The sequence below is a fragment of the Acinetobacter sp. ANC 4173 genome, from assembly GCF_004331255.1.
In the GTDB taxonomy this organism is placed as follows: domain Bacteria; phylum Pseudomonadota; class Gammaproteobacteria; order Pseudomonadales; family Moraxellaceae; genus Acinetobacter.
In genome coordinates this window covers 38,230-56,716 of the sequence record NZ_SJOF01000018.1, presented here as the reverse complement: position 1 = coordinate 56,716, position 18,487 = coordinate 38,230, and the positions used below count along the sequence as shown (strand labels likewise).

At 39.8% G+C, this 18,487-nt stretch carries 23 protein-coding genes; 16 read left to right on the top strand and 7 right to left on the bottom strand.

What is annotated here, in order from left to right; genetic code table 11:
• The 4 genes from E0H94_RS18790 to E0H94_RS16765 form a co-directional block, all read right to left on the bottom strand.
• The coding region (locus E0H94_RS18790; protein WP_131327541.1) for a thiamine biosynthesis protein ThiS at positions 1-132 on the bottom strand (132 nt) is incomplete at its 3' end.
• Positions 133-157: 25 nt separating this feature from the next.
• Positions 158-523 carry a DUF423 domain-containing protein gene (locus E0H94_RS16775; RefSeq protein ID WP_131327540.1) on the bottom strand — a complete coding sequence of 122 codons (366 nt, stop codon included), beginning with the start codon at positions 521-523 and terminating at the stop codon, positions 158-160.
• Positions 524-660: 137 nt separating this feature from the next.
• Positions 661-1,530 (bottom strand): RNA polymerase sigma factor RpoH, encoded by an 870-nt coding sequence (gene rpoH, locus E0H94_RS16770; protein WP_116758901.1) that lies wholly within the window; start codon positions 1,528-1,530, stop codon positions 661-663.
• 141 nt (positions 1,531-1,671) lie between these two features.
• Positions 1,672-1,905: a sulfurtransferase TusA family protein gene (locus tag E0H94_RS16765; protein ID WP_131327539.1), complete on the bottom strand. Its 234-nt coding sequence runs from the start codon at positions 1,903-1,905 to the stop codon at positions 1,672-1,674.
• A gap of 384 nt (positions 1,906-2,289) precedes the next feature.
• Here E0H94_RS16765 and E0H94_RS16760 point away from each other — a divergent pair, with 384 nt between their 5' ends.
• Together E0H94_RS16760 and rhlB are read left to right on the top strand one after the other, a co-directional pair.
• Positions 2,290-2,502 (top strand): cold-shock protein, encoded by a 213-nt coding sequence (locus E0H94_RS16760; RefSeq protein WP_005177104.1) that lies wholly within the window; start codon positions 2,290-2,292, stop codon positions 2,500-2,502.
• A 98-nt stretch (positions 2,503-2,600) separates the two neighbouring features.
• The gene (gene rhlB / locus E0H94_RS16755; RefSeq protein WP_131327538.1) at positions 2,601-3,752 is read left to right on the top strand and encodes an ATP-dependent RNA helicase RhlB; all 1,152 of its coding nucleotides are present in this window, start codon (positions 2,601-2,603) and stop codon (positions 3,750-3,752) included.
• A gap of 79 nt (positions 3,753-3,831) precedes the next feature.
• Here the strand turns inward: rhlB and E0H94_RS16750 are convergent, their stop codons facing one another.
• Positions 3,832-4,209: a hypothetical protein gene (locus E0H94_RS16750; RefSeq protein ID WP_131327537.1), complete on the bottom strand. Its 378-nt coding sequence runs from the start codon at positions 4,207-4,209 to the stop codon at positions 3,832-3,834.
• 196 nt (positions 4,210-4,405) lie between these two features.
• Between E0H94_RS16750 and E0H94_RS16745 the strand changes: the two genes are divergently transcribed.
• The 14 genes from E0H94_RS16745 (at position 4,406) to E0H94_RS16680 (ending at position 17,653) form a co-directional block, all read left to right on the top strand.
• Positions 4,406-4,981 (top strand): nitroreductase family protein, encoded by a 576-nt coding sequence (locus E0H94_RS16745; RefSeq protein ID WP_131327536.1) that lies wholly within the window; start codon positions 4,406-4,408, stop codon positions 4,979-4,981.
• A gap of 29 nt (positions 4,982-5,010) precedes the next feature.
• Positions 5,011-6,084, top strand: a complete 1,074-nt coding sequence (locus tag E0H94_RS16740; RefSeq protein WP_131327535.1) for an NAD(P)H-dependent glycerol-3-phosphate dehydrogenase — start codon at positions 5,011-5,013, stop codon at positions 6,082-6,084.
• 113 nt (positions 6,085-6,197) lie between these two features.
• On the top strand, positions 6,198-6,653 hold the full coding sequence (locus E0H94_RS16735) for a SixA phosphatase family protein (protein WP_131327534.1): 456 nt from the start codon (positions 6,198-6,200) through the stop codon (positions 6,651-6,653).
• 27 nt (positions 6,654-6,680) lie between these two features.
• The gene (gene gspL / locus E0H94_RS16730; RefSeq protein ID WP_131327533.1) at positions 6,681-7,823 is read left to right on the top strand and encodes a type II secretion system protein GspL; all 1,143 of its coding nucleotides are present in this window, start codon (positions 6,681-6,683) and stop codon (positions 7,821-7,823) included.
• Complete coding sequence (gene gspM, locus E0H94_RS16725; protein ID WP_131327532.1) at positions 7,823-8,302, top strand: type II secretion system protein GspM; 480 nt, start codon at positions 7,823-7,825, stop codon at positions 8,300-8,302. Before gspL ends, gspM begins: the two co-directional genes overlap by 1 nt.
• A gap of 90 nt (positions 8,303-8,392) precedes the next feature.
• On the top strand, positions 8,393-9,403 hold the full coding sequence (locus E0H94_RS16720; protein WP_131327531.1) for a quinone-dependent dihydroorotate dehydrogenase: 1,011 nt from the start codon (positions 8,393-8,395) through the stop codon (positions 9,401-9,403).
• The gene (locus E0H94_RS16715) at positions 9,400-9,984 is read left to right on the top strand and encodes a CvpA family protein (RefSeq protein ID WP_131327530.1); all 585 of its coding nucleotides are present in this window, start codon (positions 9,400-9,402) and stop codon (positions 9,982-9,984) included. The genes E0H94_RS16720 and E0H94_RS16715 overlap by 4 nt, the downstream gene beginning before the upstream one ends.
• A 24-nt stretch (positions 9,985-10,008) precedes the next feature.
• Positions 10,009-11,550: an amidophosphoribosyltransferase gene (purF, locus tag E0H94_RS16710; RefSeq protein WP_131327529.1), complete on the top strand. Its 1,542-nt coding sequence runs from the start codon at positions 10,009-10,011 to the stop codon at positions 11,548-11,550.
• 100 nt (positions 11,551-11,650) lie between these two features.
• Entirely contained in the window at positions 11,651-13,531 is a 1,881-nt protein-coding gene (locus E0H94_RS16705; RefSeq protein WP_413773025.1) for a M48 family metallopeptidase, read from the top strand.
• 97 nt (positions 13,532-13,628) lie between these two features.
• Positions 13,629-14,321: a hypothetical protein gene (locus E0H94_RS16700; protein WP_227548664.1), complete on the top strand. Its 693-nt coding sequence runs from the start codon at positions 13,629-13,631 to the stop codon at positions 14,319-14,321.
• Positions 14,314-15,279, top strand: coding sequence for a 2-hydroxyacid dehydrogenase (locus E0H94_RS16695; RefSeq protein WP_131327527.1), 966 nt, complete (start codon positions 14,314-14,316; stop codon positions 15,277-15,279). Before E0H94_RS16700 ends, E0H94_RS16695 begins: the two co-directional genes overlap by 8 nt.
• Positions 15,280-15,399: 120 nt before the next feature.
• Positions 15,400-16,803, top strand: coding sequence for a M48 family metalloprotease (locus tag E0H94_RS16690; RefSeq protein ID WP_227548665.1), 1,404 nt, complete (start codon positions 15,400-15,402; stop codon positions 16,801-16,803).
• Between the two features lie 47 nt (positions 16,804-16,850).
• The gene (locus tag E0H94_RS16685; RefSeq protein WP_131327525.1) at positions 16,851-17,216 is read left to right on the top strand and encodes a GFA family protein; all 366 of its coding nucleotides are present in this window, start codon (positions 16,851-16,853) and stop codon (positions 17,214-17,216) included.
• Between the two features lie 71 nt (positions 17,217-17,287).
• Positions 17,288-17,653: a hypothetical protein gene (locus E0H94_RS16680; RefSeq protein WP_131327524.1), complete on the top strand. Its 366-nt coding sequence runs from the start codon at positions 17,288-17,290 to the stop codon at positions 17,651-17,653.
• A 68-nt stretch (positions 17,654-17,721) separates the two neighbouring features.
• On the opposite strand, the gene E0H94_RS16675 is transcribed toward E0H94_RS16680, so the two are convergent.
• Positions 17,722-18,168 carry a GatB/YqeY domain-containing protein gene (locus E0H94_RS16675; protein ID WP_116758918.1) on the bottom strand — a complete coding sequence of 149 codons (447 nt, stop codon included), beginning with the start codon at positions 18,166-18,168 and terminating at the stop codon, positions 17,722-17,724.
• A gap of 33 nt (positions 18,169-18,201) precedes the next feature.
• Entirely contained in the window at positions 18,202-18,417 is a 216-nt protein-coding gene (gene rpsU, locus E0H94_RS16670) for a 30S ribosomal protein S21 (protein ID WP_001136722.1), read from the bottom strand.
• Between the last annotated feature and the right edge of the window lie 70 nt (positions 18,418-18,487).

Sequence of the window (18,487 nt, the reverse complement as noted above, 5' to 3'; positions counted from 1 at the left end):
TTTAGACTTAGAAATAATCATTTCATTTTGTTCTACCGCAAAGCGTTTACCTTCTAGTTCTAACTCTTGAACCAGTTGTAAAAGATTGCGACAAGTGGTGTCTTTTGCTTCACCATTCAAAAAAATTTGCATGTTTCATTCCCGAAAATCTGCGACTTTATTTGGCATATTTGTAAGCATTCCAAGCCAGAACCAGCCATCCAGCAATCATGAGGGCACCGCCAATAGGTGTAATGGCACCTAAGATGCGAGGTAAACCTAAAGCCATGACATACAATGAGCCACAAAAGAAGAAAATTCCAATTTGAATAAGGGAAAAACTCATTTTAATAGGCAGTAGGGGAACGACTTTTGCCAAAATGGCGAGCGCCAATAAGCCCAAGGCATGATAGAAAAAATAATCTGTTGCTGTGTGCCACCAAGCCAGTTGAACTTCTGTTGCACGCGCTTTTAAACCATGTGCACCAAAAGCGCCTAGCATGACAGCAATTGCTAAATTAAGTGCAGAGATTGCGATCCACATAAGCCATGATGACCAGAACAAGTTTGCGCATAACCTTAGCATATTCTGCCCAAGGTAAAAAAGCGAAATGTGACATTGTTCAAAGCGCTAATATAAAAAAGGCACAACTTCAAGTTGTGCCTTTAAAAACAAAAAACTTAATTAGATGACATAGCAACTTTAATTTTTTCCATCGCATTTTTTTCTAACTGACGAATACGTTCGGCAGAGACGTTATATTCAGCAGCCAACTCATGTAAGGTCGACTTATCATCATCTAACCAACGACGTTGTAAAATATTCCGTGAGCGATCATCCAGTTGCTCCATTGCTTCATGTAAGGCAGAGGTGCTTTGTTCCTCATAGTCTTCATTTTCAACTAAGCGAGCAGGGTCGTAACGATTATCTTCTAAATATAATGCAGGAGCGACATGGGTTGAGCCTTCGTCATCGTCATCACCTTGTGCTTCGAATGCGGCATCATAAGCGGTTAAACGGCCTTCCATTTCAATGACTTGCTCTGGCGTCACATTCAAGTCATTGGCAATCGATTGCGCTTCTTCTAGCGTCAGTTTTTTGCTTGATTTTTTCAGACTGCGTAAATTAAAGAACAATTTACGTTGTGCTTTGGTTGTTGCAATTTTTACGATTCGCCAGTTACGAATAACGTATTCATGAATTTCAGCTTTAATCCAGTGTACTGCAAATGAAACCAAGCGTACGCCCATATTTGGGTCAAAACGTTTTACGGCTTTCATTAAGCCTAGGTTACCTTCTTGAATTAAATCGCCTTGGGGTAATCCATAGCCTGCATAACTGCGTGCAATATGTACTACAAAACGTAAATGCGACATCACCAGCATTTTTGCAGCATCAAGGTCTTGGTCGTAGTAATAACGCTCAGCTAACTCTTTTTCTTGTTCAGCTGTTAAAATTGGAATCTGATTGACAGTACTAATATATGCCCCAAGGTTTACACCTGGTGCAGATAATGACAGGGGCATCAATTGATTGCTGCTGTCACTCATAGGTACTCCTTAATAAAACTGGACATTGATGTTCCACTACCTTTCATCTTAATGCCAATACGCTCACACATTAAGGAAATTTGGGTAGTGTTATGTAATTTTTTATGCCAAATTGAAACCATGTAGTTTAATTGAAAATAATTAAGATTCAATTAAGTAATGATATTCATGCTCTGAAATTTTTTGCACTACACAAGTCATTTGATGCATTTGGCAATACCGTGTTACATCAATTTGGCTATGTGGATCGGAAGACTTAAGTAAGACCCGACAATGCGGCGAATTTTTTAAAGAACGCTTCAACATGAGTAATGGCATAGGGCAAGGCTTACCCATTGTATCAATAATGAGGTCATATTCGTTTTGATTCGACATATGGAGTGAGAAATTTCAGGATACACAGCCAAATATTAGCAAATTTAATGCCAAACCCCAACTTAAATCACAGTAAAACTATATTTATGTTTATATTGGCGATAAATAAGTATCGAAAAAAAAATACTAAATTTGATGTGGAATAAGTGAAAAAAATTCTATTAATTGTCATAAACCCATGTTAAGCTCGATGCCGTATTGGGGATTTAACACAACTATAAATTGTTTTAAACCCATACTCTACAAATGGATGTAACCGGGATTTTGTTAATAGTTATACAGAATGATTACAAGCTTAGAAATAATAAATGTTTTTAAACCTTGTTTGCTCTGCTGTTTGCAACACCGGGTGGTCCTTCTTTTAAATACAATGAGGATTAACTTATGACAGCTCGTGAACAAGGCGTAGTTAAATGGTTCAACGACACTAAAGGTTTTGGTTTTATTCAACGCAATGGCGGTGACGATGTATTCGTTCACTTCCGTGCTATTCAAGGCGAAGGCCACCGTTCACTTCGTGACGGCCAACGTGTTGAATTCAGCGTTGTAAAAGGTCAAAAAGGCTTCCAAGCTGAAGAAGTTCAACCTTTAGACTAATACGCTAAAGATTCTTCGAAACGCCTCAATGTATATTGGGGCGTTTTTTGTTTATAATGACTCTGTTTTTCAATATTCATTAATTTGAGCACGTATTTATGTCATCTGGTTTTGAAACCCTAAATTTACACCCGCAACTTAAACAAGCGATTGACGCTTTAGGGTTTAAGGAAATGACGCCAATTCAGCAAAAGGTGCTCAAATTTACTTTGGCTGGGCATGATGCGATTGGTCGTGCACAAACCGGTACGGGGAAAACAGCTGCATTTTTGGTTAGTGTGATTAATGACTTACTCAATAATCCGATTAAAGAACAACGTTTTCGTGGTGAACCACGTGCTTTAATTTTGGCACCGACTCGTGAATTGGCATTGCAAATTGAAAGTGATGCGAAATATTTAACGAAGTTTACTGACCTGCACTTGGTGACTTTATTGGGTGGGGTGGATTTTGATAAGCAAAAAGCACAACTCGATAAAAAACCGGTCGATATTATTGTGGCTACGCCAGGGCGACTGATTGATTTTGTAGAGCAAAAAGAAGTTTGGTTAGATCAAATTGAATTTTTAGTGATTGATGAAGCAGACCGTTTATTGGATATGGGCTTTATTCCTTCGGTCAAACGGATTGTGCGTTATTCGCCGCGTAAAGAGCAGCGCCAAACCCTCATGTTCTCCGCAACTTTTAGCTATGATGTCCTTAACTTGGCACAACAATGGTTATTTGAGCCAGTGACGGTAGAAATCGAACCTGAAAAGAAAACCAATTCAGATGTAGAGCAACGTGTATATATGGTTGCGAAGTCTGATAAATATAAATTGCTCCAAGATATTTTACATGACGAGCCGATTGAAAAAGTCATGATTTTCGCCAATCGTCGAGATCAAGTTCGTAAGTTATATGACAGCTTAAAGCGTGATGGCTATAAAGTGGTGATGTTGTCGGGCGAAATTGCACAAGATAAACGCCTTAAAATGTTAGACCAGTTTAAGAATGGTCAGCATAATATTATGATTGCAACGGACGTTGCTGGGCGTGGTATTCATGTGGATGGTGTATCCCATGTGGTTAATTTCACTTTACCTGAACAGTCAGATGATTATGTGCATCGTATTGGACGTACAGGTCGTGCAGGTACGCGTGGAGTAAGTATTAGCTTCCTTTCTGAGGATGATGCGTTTCATTTACCTGAAATTGAAAAAGCAATTGGTCAGAAGTTGCCTTTAACCCGTTTGGAAGGGTATTGTTAATACAGGTTTAAAACTGAAAAGGGTTAGCATTGAAGCTAACCCTTTTTTATTGTTAGGTAATATCTTGGGCTTGGTTGTACTAGTTGGCTTTGCAATAAAAGGTAACGACTGTTTGATAGTCTGTATCTTTGGCAATGCTGGTATTGGTGCCTGCAATGCTGCCAAGCACATCAGCGGCTGATTGAATCATTTGTCCAGTTTTATCATCAACTACACCTTTTAAAGCACCATTGTATTCGGTCTTTTCACTGACGACGATGGGCGTTGAGTTTTTACAGGTCTTGTTTGCTGCTTCAATGGCATTATTTTTAGCGATGATATTGGTTTTGCCTAGTCCTGTAACTTCAAATTGGTTATTTTCCTTTTGAATTACAGTGGAAGACGTGGGTGTCGATGCACATGCCGTTAGTAAAATAGTGAATAATGCTGTAGTGCTTAAAGTTAAAATTTTATTCATGTTTTCCCCAATCATCATAAGAAATATGCGAAACCATAATTTCATGATTGTGCTGTGAGCGCTGTATTAAAAATGCAGTTTTATTTTATTGCTGTGTGAAACATGATTTGCAAAGACAATTTATTCAGTTGGCTAGAGTAATATGAAAATATTGTGATACTCTTGCTGAAGTATTTATGTATAGATCTTTAAATCAATGACGGATTTAGCAGCTGACCTTATTCATCAAAATATTCATCAACGTCAGTCAATTGGGCAACTTGTTGAACCCGCTCCAAATAAAATGCAGCTCGAATTAGCATTTCAGGCCGCCTTAACTGCGCCCGATCACCATCGCCTAAAACCAACAAAATTTGTGGTGATAGAATCTGAGCAACGTGAAGCATTTGGTTTATTGTTGTCTCAAGCTCTTTCAGATTTGGGGGAGCAAGACCAAGTTCAACTTGATCGAGTTAAGAATCATCCATTTCGTGCACCGTTGCTGGTTCTTGCGCTGACTAAGTTTCAAGCGCATATTAAAGTTCCTGATTTTGAGCAGACTTTAAGTACTGGTGCGGCAATTCAAAATTTATTATTGTCTTTGCAAGCACAAGGTTTTTCGACCATGTGGCGAAGTGGTGCTGTGGTTGAGTCAAAATTATTAAAACAGGCTTTGGGCTTAACCGAGCATGATTTGATTTCAGGGATTATTTATGTGGGTACAGCGGCTAAAGCAATTCCTGCTCGAGCTGAAATCAATACTGCTGACTATGTAAGTACTTGGAATAAATAAGTTAGATCCATTTTGGGATATAAAAATAAATGTCTGAATTAAACTTTAGTGATTTGCTAGAACCTGTAATTATTGATCGCAAAACGGCTTTACGTGTAACGGTGTTGGGCGGGGGGAGTTTTGGAACGGCAATGGCCAACACGGCTGTTCGGAATGGTTGCGATACCATGATCTGGATTCGTGATGAAGCGATTGCTGAAGAGATTAACCGTACTCATGTGAATAAACGTTATTTACCCGATTTTCAGTTAGAGCAAAATTTGGTTGCAGTTTCGAATTTAGAAAAAGCAGTGCGTGATCGCGATATTATTTTGGTTGCCATTCCAAGTCACTCATTTCGCGATGTACTTAAGCAGATTCGCCCATTTATTAGTTCGCAAGCTGTGGTGTCTTTAACTAAAGGGGTTGAGGCAAAAACCTTTTGCTTTATGAGCGATATTATTCAGCAAGAATTACCAGAAATCCCTTTTGGTGTTCTTTCGGGTCCGAACTTGGCAAAAGAGATTGTTGCAGGGCAGCCTGCGGGTACGGTCATAGCAAGCGACTCTGAGTTGGTGCGTTATGCTGTACAGCAAGCTTTGCATAGTGCTTTATTTCGTGTGTTTGCGAGTGATGATGTGAATGGTGTCGAGCTGGGTGGTGCGCTGAAAAATATTTACGCCGTCGCGATGGGGATGGCTGCTGCTTATAATGTGGGTGAAAATACCAAGAGTATGCTATTAACTCGTGCATTGGCAGAGATGAGCCGTTTTGCAGTGAAGTTAGGTGCGAACCCATTAACTTTCTTGGGATTGTCTGGTGTTGGTGACTTGTTCGCGACTTGTAATAGTCCTCTCAGTCGTAACTTTCAAATCGGTTACGCTTTAGGAAAAGGAAAAAGCTTAGAGCAAGCAACCAAAGAATTGGGACAAACCGCAGAAGGGATCAATACTGTCGTTCAAGTTCGTGCACGGGCACAAGAGTTAGATGTGTATATGCCAATTACCTGTGCACTCTATGATGTTATTTTTGAAGGTGCTCCACCTTTATCTATTGCAGTGTCATTAATGAAGAATGGTCATCGTAGTGATGTCGAATTCGTACTGCCTCATCATGAAGTTTAATGAATTGAAAGCATTAGAATTGTCATAAATCTTGTTTATACTTGAGAATTGGGCGCCTGCTGAATTTTAATTTGATTACGCTGCTGAGTGCCCTGAAATAATAAGGAAATTTTATGTTACTTACATTGGTTCGTCATGGCGAAGCCTCACCTGCAATTGACGGTAATGATATGAAAAGACCTCTTACTGCACGAGGTCATCTACAGGCGCAGGAAACAGCAGATTATTTAAAAAATATTGTGCAACCCGATATTTTTATTGTGAGTCCATTATTAAGGGCACAAGAAACTTTGGCACATATTCAAACACATTTTAAAGGTGTGCCTGTTTTACTTTGTAATGCAATTAAACCAGACGATGATGCACGCGTAGCAGTAGAGTGGTTGTCGCATTTGCCGTATGAGTCAATTGTGGTGGTCTGTCATATGAATGTTGTGGCACATATAGAGGAATTACTGACGGCTGAGCCTTTTCATCCTTTTTCGTTGGCAGAAGCACGCTGTTATGATCAAAGTGTTATTGCAGCAGGTTTATCAACAGTTCAAAAGCGCTTTATTCCCCAAGCTTAAATTATTCGAAACGGCAGATAAAAATAAATGTTGTATATATGGATGCCTGAAGCCAATGAGACATGGCAGTGGTCGCAAGGGGAATTCTGGCAAAGTGCTTTGAGTTTGGAGCAGTTGATTCAAGACTTGCAGCCTTTTGCTGCTCAAGAAGCGACTGTTTTTTTTCCAAGCCGTCATGTGCAAATGTTGCAACAGCAGTTGAGTAAGGCAAATTATAAACAACTGGGACAAGAAGGAATCAAGTATCTGTTAGAGGAATATATTGTATTCCTTGTCGATAGTATGAAAATCTTGCATCATTTCCAAAATCCAGATCAACTTACATTGTTGGGTATTTCGCAGCATTTGGTAGAAACATGGCAGCATTCGCTTTCCTTGTTGCCTACAAAAATTACTGCACTGCTTCCTGACTTTTATGCAGTACCGCAACCCCAACAGGCAGATGAAACAGTTTTGTTGGATTTGCATGGGCGTTTATTGGTGCGAGAAAGTGAATGGATGGGGTGCTCTATTGATGATTTACCACTCTATTTAGACTATCAAGAGGGGTCTCGAAATTATACCATCGCTAATTTGAATGTGGAGCAACTGAATAGCTTGCAGGCGCGTGTAACGCAAGATCAGATTCATGAATTTCAATATCACTTTGCGAAACTGAACAAGCCGAAACAACATCCTTTTAATGTTTTACCCAAGCTAAAATCAGAAACAAAAGTCTCTGGTTATTGGAAAGCTTGTGCGGCTGTGTTGTTTGCCATTTTAATTGTTCAGTTTGGCTATGATGCGAGTCGTTGGTATAAAAATAAGAAGGTGGCTGATGAGACAGCACTGCAAGCAGTATCGCAATTTAAATATTGGTTTGGGCAAAACTATCCTGTAACTGAGCAGACCTTGAAAAGTCAATTTGAGTTTCAGATGCGGACCAATCAAATGGGGCAAAATGCAGGACTACAATTATTGAGTCGCGTTGGTCCAGTGCTGATGCAAAATAAAATTATTGCGGATCGTGTCTCGTATGATGCATCAATTCTTAATTTGGATTTAAAGGCCAATTCATCGGTAGTATTGCAAAACTTGACACAGCAATTGAATCAACAGGGCTTTAAAGTGGAGCTTGGTAATATTCAGCCAAATGGTTCTGGGGTCATTGGTTCGGTGAAAATACAATAATGAATGCAATAGAAAAATTTCAAAATAGATTGGATAGTTGGGTTGAGCAATTCACACAATATCTAGAGCGTTTGTCTGTTCGCGAGCGCGTCATGGTGATTTTTACTGTGGTCTTTGTATTGGTTACAGCGGTGGGATCCGCTTTATGGTATATGCATAAAGCGGCAGAACATCAACAGCAAAGAGTGAGTGAGTTGAAGGATTTAGTGGTGTGGATGCAAAGTAATGTGGTCACCATGAAGCCAGCAGGGGATGTGCAACTCAGCGCAGCTGAAAAAGTACAGCGTGTTGCACAGCAACAAGGATTGGGTGTTGCTTCACAGCAGGTCGGTGAGCAAATTCAAGTTGTGGTCAGTCATGCAAATTATTCTATTTTGGCAAATTTTCTCACCCAATTGGCCCAGATGGGCTTAAGCATTGAAAAAATGGAGCTTCAGTCCAATGCTGGACAGATTAAATTAACAGCGACACTACAATAATAGGTCAAAATAAACAGTTGCCAAGCATGGCGTTTTTGGTGGGCTACGCCTATAATATACCGACTTAAAAAGTAGTAGACTTTTCTAGATATGTTGTATTCTCTAGCCCGCCCTTTGTTGTTTTCTTTAGCACCAGAGCGTGCACATGAGCTAACATTATCCTTGCTGAAATCAGCCCATGCAATGGGGATGATGCGCCAACATGTTGCGGCAAAGCCTGTGACTTGTATGGGTATTGAATTTCCTAACCCCGTTGGTTTAGCTGCTGGCTTAGATAAAAATGGTGCCTATATTGATGCCTTAGCTGCCCTTGGCTTTGGTTTTATTGAAATTGGAACCATTACACCGCGTCCGCAAGCTGGTAATCCTCAACCACGTCTTTTCCGTTTGCCACAAGCACAAGCCATTATTAACCGTATGGGTTTTAATAATGATGGTGTAGATAAATTAATTGAAAATGTTAAAGCGGCTAAATTTAAAGGTGTTTTAGGGATTAATATTGGTAAAAATGCCGATACACCTGTAGAAAATGCGGTAGATGATTATCTCATTTGCTTAGAAAAAGTTTATAACTACGCTTCTTATATTACGGTTAATATTTCTTCTCCGAATACTAAAAATCTACGTAGTTTACAAAGTGGTGATGCGCTGACTGAGTTATTGGCGACATTAAAGAAGCGTCAGCTTGAGTTGGCAGATGAGCATCAGCATTATGTACCTTTAGTACTAAAAGTTGCGCCAGATTTAACGCCTGAAGATATTAGCTTTATTTCGCAACAATTAATTACGAATAAAATTGATGGTCTAATTGTCACGAATACGACTTTATCTCGTGAAGGCGTAGAAAATTTACCACAAGGTGATGAGGCAGGTGGATTGTCTGGTGCGCCTGTATTTGAGAAGAGTACGGCATGTTTATCTGCATTTGCCCAAGCCCTAAATGGTCAAGTGCCATTGATTGGTGTGGGTGGGATTTTGGCAGGCGAACAAGCACTGGTAAAACAAAATGCAGGCGCAACACTTGTACAAGTGTATAGTGGCCTTATATATACTGGACCTAAACTGGTTAAAGATTGTGTTGATGCTATGCTCGCAAAATGAATACCATTGATATCTTCATACTGATCATTTTGCTCATTGGAGGGCTAAACGGTTTGCGACAAGGATTTGTTAAAGCCTTTGCGAACTTGGTGGGTTGGGTTTTTGCGCTGATTGTCGGTGCAAAATATGCCGCTATCATCGCTCCTTCAATGGGTGCTCTCAGTCAAGATCCAGTGGTTCAAAAAATTGCAGCGTTTGCCTTTATTGTGTTGGTCATTATTGTCCTGACTTGGCTCGCAACAGCATTGTTAAATAGTGTTTTAAGTACCTTAAAGTTGGGTCCGCTTAATCGTCTTGCGGGTGGTGCCTTTGGAACACTAAAAGGGCTGATGGTGGTTTTAATCACAATGCAGGGTTTAAGTCCATGGGTGGAAAGCTCTCCGCATTGGAAGCAATCTAAAATGGTTCAATCTTTATTGCCTTATGCGCCATGGGCTGCTCAGTTATCTAAAGATGCAGCACACGAAGCGCTTGAACATATTCAGTCGGAAGATGCTCAGAAATCTTCTCGCTCCTTGTCTGAACCAACGCCAAAAGATCATTCGCGTTCAGGCAATTCAACGAATAATCCTTTTTATTAATCCTAGCTTGTCTGCGAGGTTGCTATGTGTGGAGTTGTTGGTATAGCTGGTAAATCACCCGTTAACCAAATGTTGTTTGATGCATTAACGATGTTACAACATCGTGGACAAGATGCAGCTGGGATCGTAACTTGCCATGAAGGACGCCTATTTCTTCGTAAAGACAATGGCATGGTGCGAGATGTTTTTCATACTCGTCATATGCGTGCTTTGCTTGGGAATTATGGTATTGGTCATGTGCGTTATCCGACTGCAGGTTCTGCAAGTAGTGCGGAAGCGCAACCATTTTATGTAAACTCTCCTTATGGTATTACTTTGGCGCACAATGGTAATTTGACCAATGCCGAAGAAATTCATGACGATTTGTTTAAAACAGATCTACGTCATATGAATACCGATTCAGACTCAGAAGTTTTATTGAACGTTTTTGCGCATGAATTGCAAAAACGTAGCAAGTTAGTTCCAACTCCAGACGATATTTTTCATGTAGTTTCACGTGTTCATGAGCGTTGTGAAGGTGCTTATGGTGTAGTTGCCATGATTACAGGTCAGGGTTTGGTTGGCTTCCGAGATCCGAATGGTATCCGACCATTGATTTACGGTTCACGTATAACCGAGACTGGTGAGCATGAATATATTATTGCTTCTGAATCTGTAGCAATTACAGCACTTGGCTTTAAAGTTGAGCGTGATATTGCACCTGGTGAAGCAATTTTTATTAATGTGAATGGTGAAATGTTCACGCAGCAATGTGCTGAAAATCCACAGTACCGTCCATGTATTTTTGAATATGTGTATTTCGCACGTCCAGATGCAATCATTGATGGGATTTCAGTGTATAAAGCTCGCTTAAAAATGGGCGAGAAGTTGGCACACAAGATTCTAAGCGAATGGGGTGAGGAGCACGACATTGATGTGGTGATTCCAATTCCTGATACGTCACGTACTTCGGCATTAGAGTTGGCAAATACTTTAGGTGTGAAATTCCGTGAAGGTTTTATGAAAAACCGTTATATCGGTCGTACCTTCATTATGCCAGGTCAGCAGCAACGTAAAAAATCAGTACGTCAAAAATTGAACCCTGTAGAACTCGAGTTCAAAGATAAAAACGTATTGTTGGTGGATGATTCGATTGTACGTGGTACAACGTGTAACGAAATCATTCAAATGGCGCGTGATGCTGGTGCAAAGAAAGTATTCTTTGCTTCGGCGGCACCAATGGTGAAATATCCAAACGTCTACGGTATTGATATGCCGGCCAAACAAGAGCTGATTGCATCAGAGCGTAGTGTTGAAGAAATTCGTGAAATCATTGAAGCAGATCGTTTAATTTTCCAAGATTTGGAAGATTTAAAAGCTGCGGTTCGCACCAGCAAAGTTCCATATTTACAAGACTTCGATTGCTCTGTATTTGATGGTGTTTATGTGGCTGGTGGTATTGATGCTGCTTACTTGGATGAGTTGGAGCAGAAGCGTAGCGACACGGCTAAAAAAACTAAAGATGGTTATATTGATGTCAACATTGATGCCGCTTCTGTTGATTTAACAGGTGTGACCGAGCAATAATTTTCAATTGTTTTGCGTGAAAAAGGTGGGTATTTCCCGCCTTTTTCATTTATGATGTGGCTGAATTACAATGTAATAAAGGAATTTTACATTGAAAGAAATGGGTGGCTTCTTGATCAAAAATAAAAATATGATGTGGACTGCCAGTATTTGTGCATTGGCTGTTCTTTTGACCATGTTTATTCTCAATACTGTTTTGGGGCTTTTGGTTTACTATTTTGATCAATCACAATCTATTTTTTGGCATCAACTCAGCCCCTACGTGATTGCTTTACTGTTACTGATTATTGGTTCATCTATTCTGTATGAGTTTTATGTGTTTCGCTCGGGTGGGCATTCACTAGCAAAACAATTGCGCGCAAGAAGAATAAGCCTGATTGAAAGTACTCCTGAAGAATTTATTGCGCTGAAGATTACGGAACAGCTTTCCGATCGATTTCTTATTGATACTCCTGCTGTATATGTACTGCCCGATGAAGTTGGAGTGAATGCACTCACAGCGGGTTTTTTACCACGTGATATTGCTATTATTTTAACTTGGGGAGCTTTGCAGAATTTAGATGAATCTGAGCTGTTTGGCTTACTGAGTCATGAATTTAATCAGATTTTATCAGGTGAAACTGCGGACAATACGCGTCTTAAAATTTTATACAGTGGGCTAACAACTTTCAGTCAATGGGGGAGTAAGGTTGCGAAATTAGGATTTAGTCGACGCGAATATAATCAGCCGCAAAAATTCGAAACTATTTTAGTGGCACTTGGCGGTGTCATTTGGTTAGTGGGGAGTTTGGGGGTCTTAATAACTCGATTTATTAAGTACTTAACTTTAGGCAGTCGGACCTTTAGAAATGATTTAAAAACCAAGCGGCTGATTCAAAATAATGCCAATATACAGACGCTATTGCGTATTTATGTGCATCATGCAGGTTCACAAATTCACAGCGAATACTCAGAATCCATTTCACATATGTGTTTTGCTAATTCACTTAGTCCGCAAAGTTGGATGAATATTCATCCAAGTATTGAGCAGCGGATTTATGAAATGAATCCTGGATTAGTACAAGATTTACAGCTGGAAAATCTAAAAAGACTGAAAAATCAGCCGCTATTTGGTTTGTTTCGCCCATTAGAAGAAATTAATGCTGAATATCATATGCCTTGGAGTTCACCTCAGCCATTGCCCCTTTTGCGTTTATCTCCAATTAGTTTTGCCATTAAAGATGCGATAAAACCATTGAATCCTGAGGTGCGTAGTTCTATGCAGCGCCCTGAATTGATTGAACGCGCATTACAGACAGCCACAGGCTCGCGCGAGGTAATGGTTGCGATTCTGATGATTCGTCAATACCGTGAGTTTATTCCAGCTGAAGCGGAAGTGAGTCGTGCGATTATAGATGCATTACTCCATTTGGATGGTCGCGTCCATTTATCTATTTTTCATGAAGCATGTGCCAATATTGGTGGAATGCCAGCGACAATTGCTCGCCAATTTGTCACTAAACTGGCTCGAATTATTCAAGAGGATGGTGAGATTGGGCTATTGGATGCGCTGTTACTTGAGCGGGTAAAATACGAATTAAACTTATTGCCTACGCATACCCCAACTGCTTTAGATGAGGTGAAGCCTCAAATTGTTCGTTTAGTTGATGCGTTATTGCATGTGCAACAAATCAATAGCGATAATCAGTTAGATGTACGTGAGAAAATATTAAAACGAATTTTAACGGCAGAAGAGTTGGAAATTTATGAAGAAATTTCTGATGAGCCGATTGATCTTGCAGAAATTGTGCATGATATATCAGGTTTGTTATTGCGTGATCGCTTAATTATATTGGGGATTGCGGAGTTATGTCTTTGGAATGACCGTATTATTACGCAAGATGAATTGGATGTTTTGGAGTTATTATATTGGCGGTTTGGTTTTGAAACTTCAGAAATTATTGAGCAAATGCAAAAGAAAAATAGTTTAATGATTATGTGATTGGGGTATAAGTGCAGATCTGATAGATATTGGTGAGCGCTTTAATAAAGCACAGCAAAATGATGTGAATGTCGTTAGAATAGCGCTAAAGATTGAGATGTTGAACATAGAAATGATGGGGCACCAGCGAGATATATTGGCAACGATGGGAATTGATATATGGGTTCCTAATCATGTCGCTCGTGTACAGCAAACCCAGTTATCTTCTTTATGGCGTGATCAGGCTCTCGCTGAGGTGATGGCAGAATTGCCTCAAAGTCAGATTGAGATCTCTGCTTTGAGCCAGCCAGATATTACAGAAATAGATACAATATTAACTCAATTTGTTGAAATTGAACAAGAAAGCCATCAACAACATACCCAAGTACCGTTGGCTGAGCCTTTAAAAGTAGATCCACAGCCTGCGATTCACATAGATGCATTCGAGCTACAAGCAATCAGTATGACATCATGTTTAATTGTCATAGATGCATCTGTCTTAAGTGAGCAACAAGCCGAGTTGTGGATAAATATACAACGTGCGATACCCGCCGAATATCATGAGTTGAAATGGCCATTTCCATTGGCTGAAATGCAAGATGGTCGTGGTGCATCAAGTTATGTGCGGGGTTTTATTGATGCGATTGGGGTGGATAAAGATCTGATAGCATTAGGGGGGATTTCTCAATTACAACAAGTAGATCTCCATCAATTGGCGAGTTTGCAAGAAATGCTTGATCAGCCAATTTTGAAAAAACGTTTGTGGCAGTTTATGCAAAAATCACTCAATACACGGATGACTGATGAATAAAAAAGTTGTTGTTTTTAGCCAAATTGATCCAGAAATTCTAACTCGCTTGGAGGCACAATACGATGTTGTGGTTATAGACCCTAAACAAGGTGATGTGAATCAGCAGATTCAACAGCATGTTCTGGATGCAGATGGCATGATTGGTGCGGGTCGATTACTTAATGAAAGTAATTTGGCTACTGCACAGCAGCTCAAGATTATTTCTAGTGTTAGTGTAGGTTACGATAACTACGATGTGGCCTATTTAAATCAAAAAAATATTTGGTTAAGTCATACACCACATGTATTAACAGAAACCACAGCGGATTTGGCATTTACTTTACTGATGAGCGCAGCGCGTAAAGTACCGTATTTAGATCATTGGACTAAAACGGGTGAATGGAAGCGTACAGTATCTCAGGCGCAGTTCGGTCAAGATATTTATGGGAAAACTTTAGGAATTATTGGTTTAGGTAATATTGGGGCAGCAATCGCACGTCGTGGTTTATATGGCTTTAATATGAATATTTTGTACCATAATCGCCGCGAAAAATTAGAAATGGCACAGCCACTCAATGCGCAATACCGTTCTTTAGAGCAACTGTTGCAACAGTCAGACTTTGTTGTGGTTGCGGTTGATTTAAATAATGAATCTAAAGCATTGCTCTCACATCCACATTTTGACCTGATGCAGTCACATGCGGTATTGGTAAATATTGCACGCGGTTCAGTTGTTCATGAGCAAGCTTTAATTCAAGCATTGAAAGATCGTAAAATTTTTGCTGCTGGTTTGGATGTTTACGAGAAAGAGCCACTGCAAACGTCTGAACTATTTCAGTTAGACAATGTGGTGACTTTGCCACACGTAGGATCTGCTACAGCGGAGACACGGAAAAAAATGGCTGAACTTGCCTATCGTAATCTAGTTGATGCTTTGGAAGGACATCAGCCTCGTTATTTGGTCAATCCTGACTTTTAAAATATTGATAACACATCATTGCAAATCCTAAGTTGTTTCAATGTTATAGTTTGCTCAGAATGAATAAGATCCTGAGACGTAACATTGAAACGGTTTTTTGCTATTGGTAGTTTGTGTGTAATCACCCATATAGCTTGGGCAGATGTTACATACTTCTCATCATCCCCTCAGTTTAATGTTCCTGAAATTGGCAGTGGGATAGGTTTGATTGATCGCCAAAATGAAAAAATGATTGGTGAGAAAGTCTATCGTGAAGTACAACATCAATTACCTATTGCACATAATACGTGGTTAGAAGATCAACTTTTATCTGTATTTTCAAATATTTTAAGTCAGACTCAGTTGGGTCAGCCAACTGGTTTGGTTTTGGTTAATGATGCTCAAATCAATGCTTTTGCAGTGCCTGGGGGCTTATTTGCCTTAAATACAGGCATGATTACTTCTGCACGCAATATGGATGAAATTGCAGGGGTGATGGCGCATGAAATTGCGCATGTTACACAACGACATTACAGTCGTTCTCAAGAGGCATTCAAAGGACAGAGCTTATTGGCTTTAGCGGGCATCATTGTTGGGGCTTTGGTGGCTTCACAGGCAGACGGCAATGCTGGGGCTGCGGTGATGATGGGGTCTCAAGCTGCGTTAATGGATCAACAACTGACGTATAGTCGAAATCAAGAACGGGAAGCTGATCGGATTGGAATGCAGTATATGTATGCTGCGGGTTATAACCCACAAAGCATGGCTGATTATTTTGAGGTGATGCACCGAGCAACCAATCGAGTCAGTTTCTTGCCAGATTTTTGGTTGACCCATCCCTTAACTACAGAGCGTATGAGTGAAGCACGTTTACGTGCGAATCAGTTACCTCAAGTTAAAAGTGGTATGCGTGATGAAAATTTTGAAATCTTAAAATGGCATACCTTGGTTGTTACTAATCAAGCGACAGAATTGCAATTGCAGACCCTTGCGAAACAGGGAAGCTTTGCTGGGGAATTAGCCTTAGCGGCTTTTTATAATCAGCAGGGTGATTATGTGTTGGCACAAGCACAGTTGGATCAGCTTAAAAAACAAAAGAAGTTACATAATTTACTCACTTTGATTCAAACAGATGTTTATCTTGGTCAAAATAAATTAGAAGATGCTTATCAGACCATTGAATCACCGGCAAGAATTATGCCTGAGAATCGAGCTTTGGCTTATAAGTTGGCGGAGGTGTTGATTCGTCAAAAGCAACCCGCACAAGCGAATAATTTGGTACAAAAATTTGTGAATCAAAATCCACGTGATATTACGGGGTGGAACTTGCTGCAACAGTCGGCGAATATTGATATGGCTTCACCGCTTAGAGCTGTCAATGTATTACGTTATCGTGCTGAAGTTGAGTATTGGAGTGGTTTGGAAGAAGGTGCTATAAAGTCATTATTGCATGCACAGCGTTTGGCGAAGGATAATGTTGCAATGTCTGCGCAATTAAAACAGCGTATTGATCAAATGCAACAGGAACGCCAACTTAAAATTTAGTGTATCAATACGGCATTTAAAAATTATAAGAATAATAGGAGGATAAAATGATAGAGGGGCAATGTTTATGTGGAACGGTTAGTTACCGTTATCATGGGGAAATTGAGAAATCAATTTTGTGTTACTGTCAGCATTGCCAAAAAGCACAAGGCAGTTTTGCTGGTTGGAATAGCCCATTACAAAAATCATTATTTGAAATTGTACGTGGTGTGAAAGTACTAAAAGAGTATTTCCATAGCCCAAACAAAGCCCGTGTTTTTTGTCAGGAATGTGGAAGCCCTATTTTTTCCTATCGTGTAGATTTACCAGATATTATTCGGCTAAGACTGGGTACGGTCACTGTAGGACAAATACCTGCACCAACTGAAGAGGCATATAAGCAATATAAGCCTGAATTTATTCAAATTAAATAAACGATGCTAGTTTTGCTATAGTAGGCGCTGTATGATGGCGGTCAATCATGTTTTGATTTTTAATGGTTCACATGAAGAATAAAGTTCAATGTTTAGCAGCACTTTGGTTTGCTGTATCTTGTGGTTCTGCTTTTGCGAGTGTGGAGGATTATGTGGTTACGGTTGATAAAATTAATCGTAATTACAAGGCTGATATTCGACAATTCTTTTCGCAACTTAATCCGCAACAAACGAGTTTCACTGCCGAACAGCAAACACGATATTGTGGAATTATGGGGCGTTATGTAGAGCAGCTATATATAGCGGCTGATAAGAATAGAAGTTCGCTTGATGCGCAATATCGAAATTTGACTAAACAAGATGTAATTCAACAAGTCATGTCGTCTAAAGAAATGATGATTTTGAGGAAATACAATGTGCAGTGTAATTTGACTTAAATGCTGTTATCTAAGAACTGTCTTATTGTTAAGGCAGTTCAACGATAAAGAAAGAATATTGTGAAAGATTAAGCCAGTTTTGCTTTAATTTTTGCTGAAACTTGAGAAGGATCGGCGCGCCCGGCTATGAGCGGACGCAGAGAATTCATCACCTTACCCATATCTTTCATGCTAGTAGCTTCTTGCGCTGCAATCGTTTGCGCAATCATGGAATCAAGTTCTTCCTCAGTCATAGCTTCTGGTAGAAATTGAGATAAAACCTCAAGTTCGGCTTGTTCCTTACTAGCTAAATCTTCTCGACCAGCGCCTTCAAAGGCTTTGATCGATTCTTTACGTTGTTTAATTTGTTTTTCAATGACCGCAAGAACTTGAGTATCGTCAAGTTCTTTGCGCTCATCGACTTCGATTTGCTTAATTGCTGCCTGTAGACCACGAATTACCGTTAACTTATCCATTTCTTTAGCACGCATAGTGGCTTTCAAAACTTCAGTTATTTGGTTTTTTAAAGTTGTCATTATTTAATCCAGGCAGTCAATCACAAATTAATCTTAGTAAAGGCGAGTAGTACGTACTGATTCACGCGCCAATTTCTTTTGGTAGCGTTTAACAGCAGCAGCTTTTTTGCGCTTACGTTCTTGAGTTGGTTTCTCGTAGAATTCGCGCTTACGAACGTCAGCTAAAACACCCGCTTTTTCGCATGAACGTTTGAAACGACGGATAGCTACGTCTACTGGTTCGCCTTCTTTCAATTTAACTTGTGGCATGAAGAATCCTCATTAAGTTATGGATAAGATCTGGGCGACATTGCCCTGATCACAAGTGAAGGTCAGTATT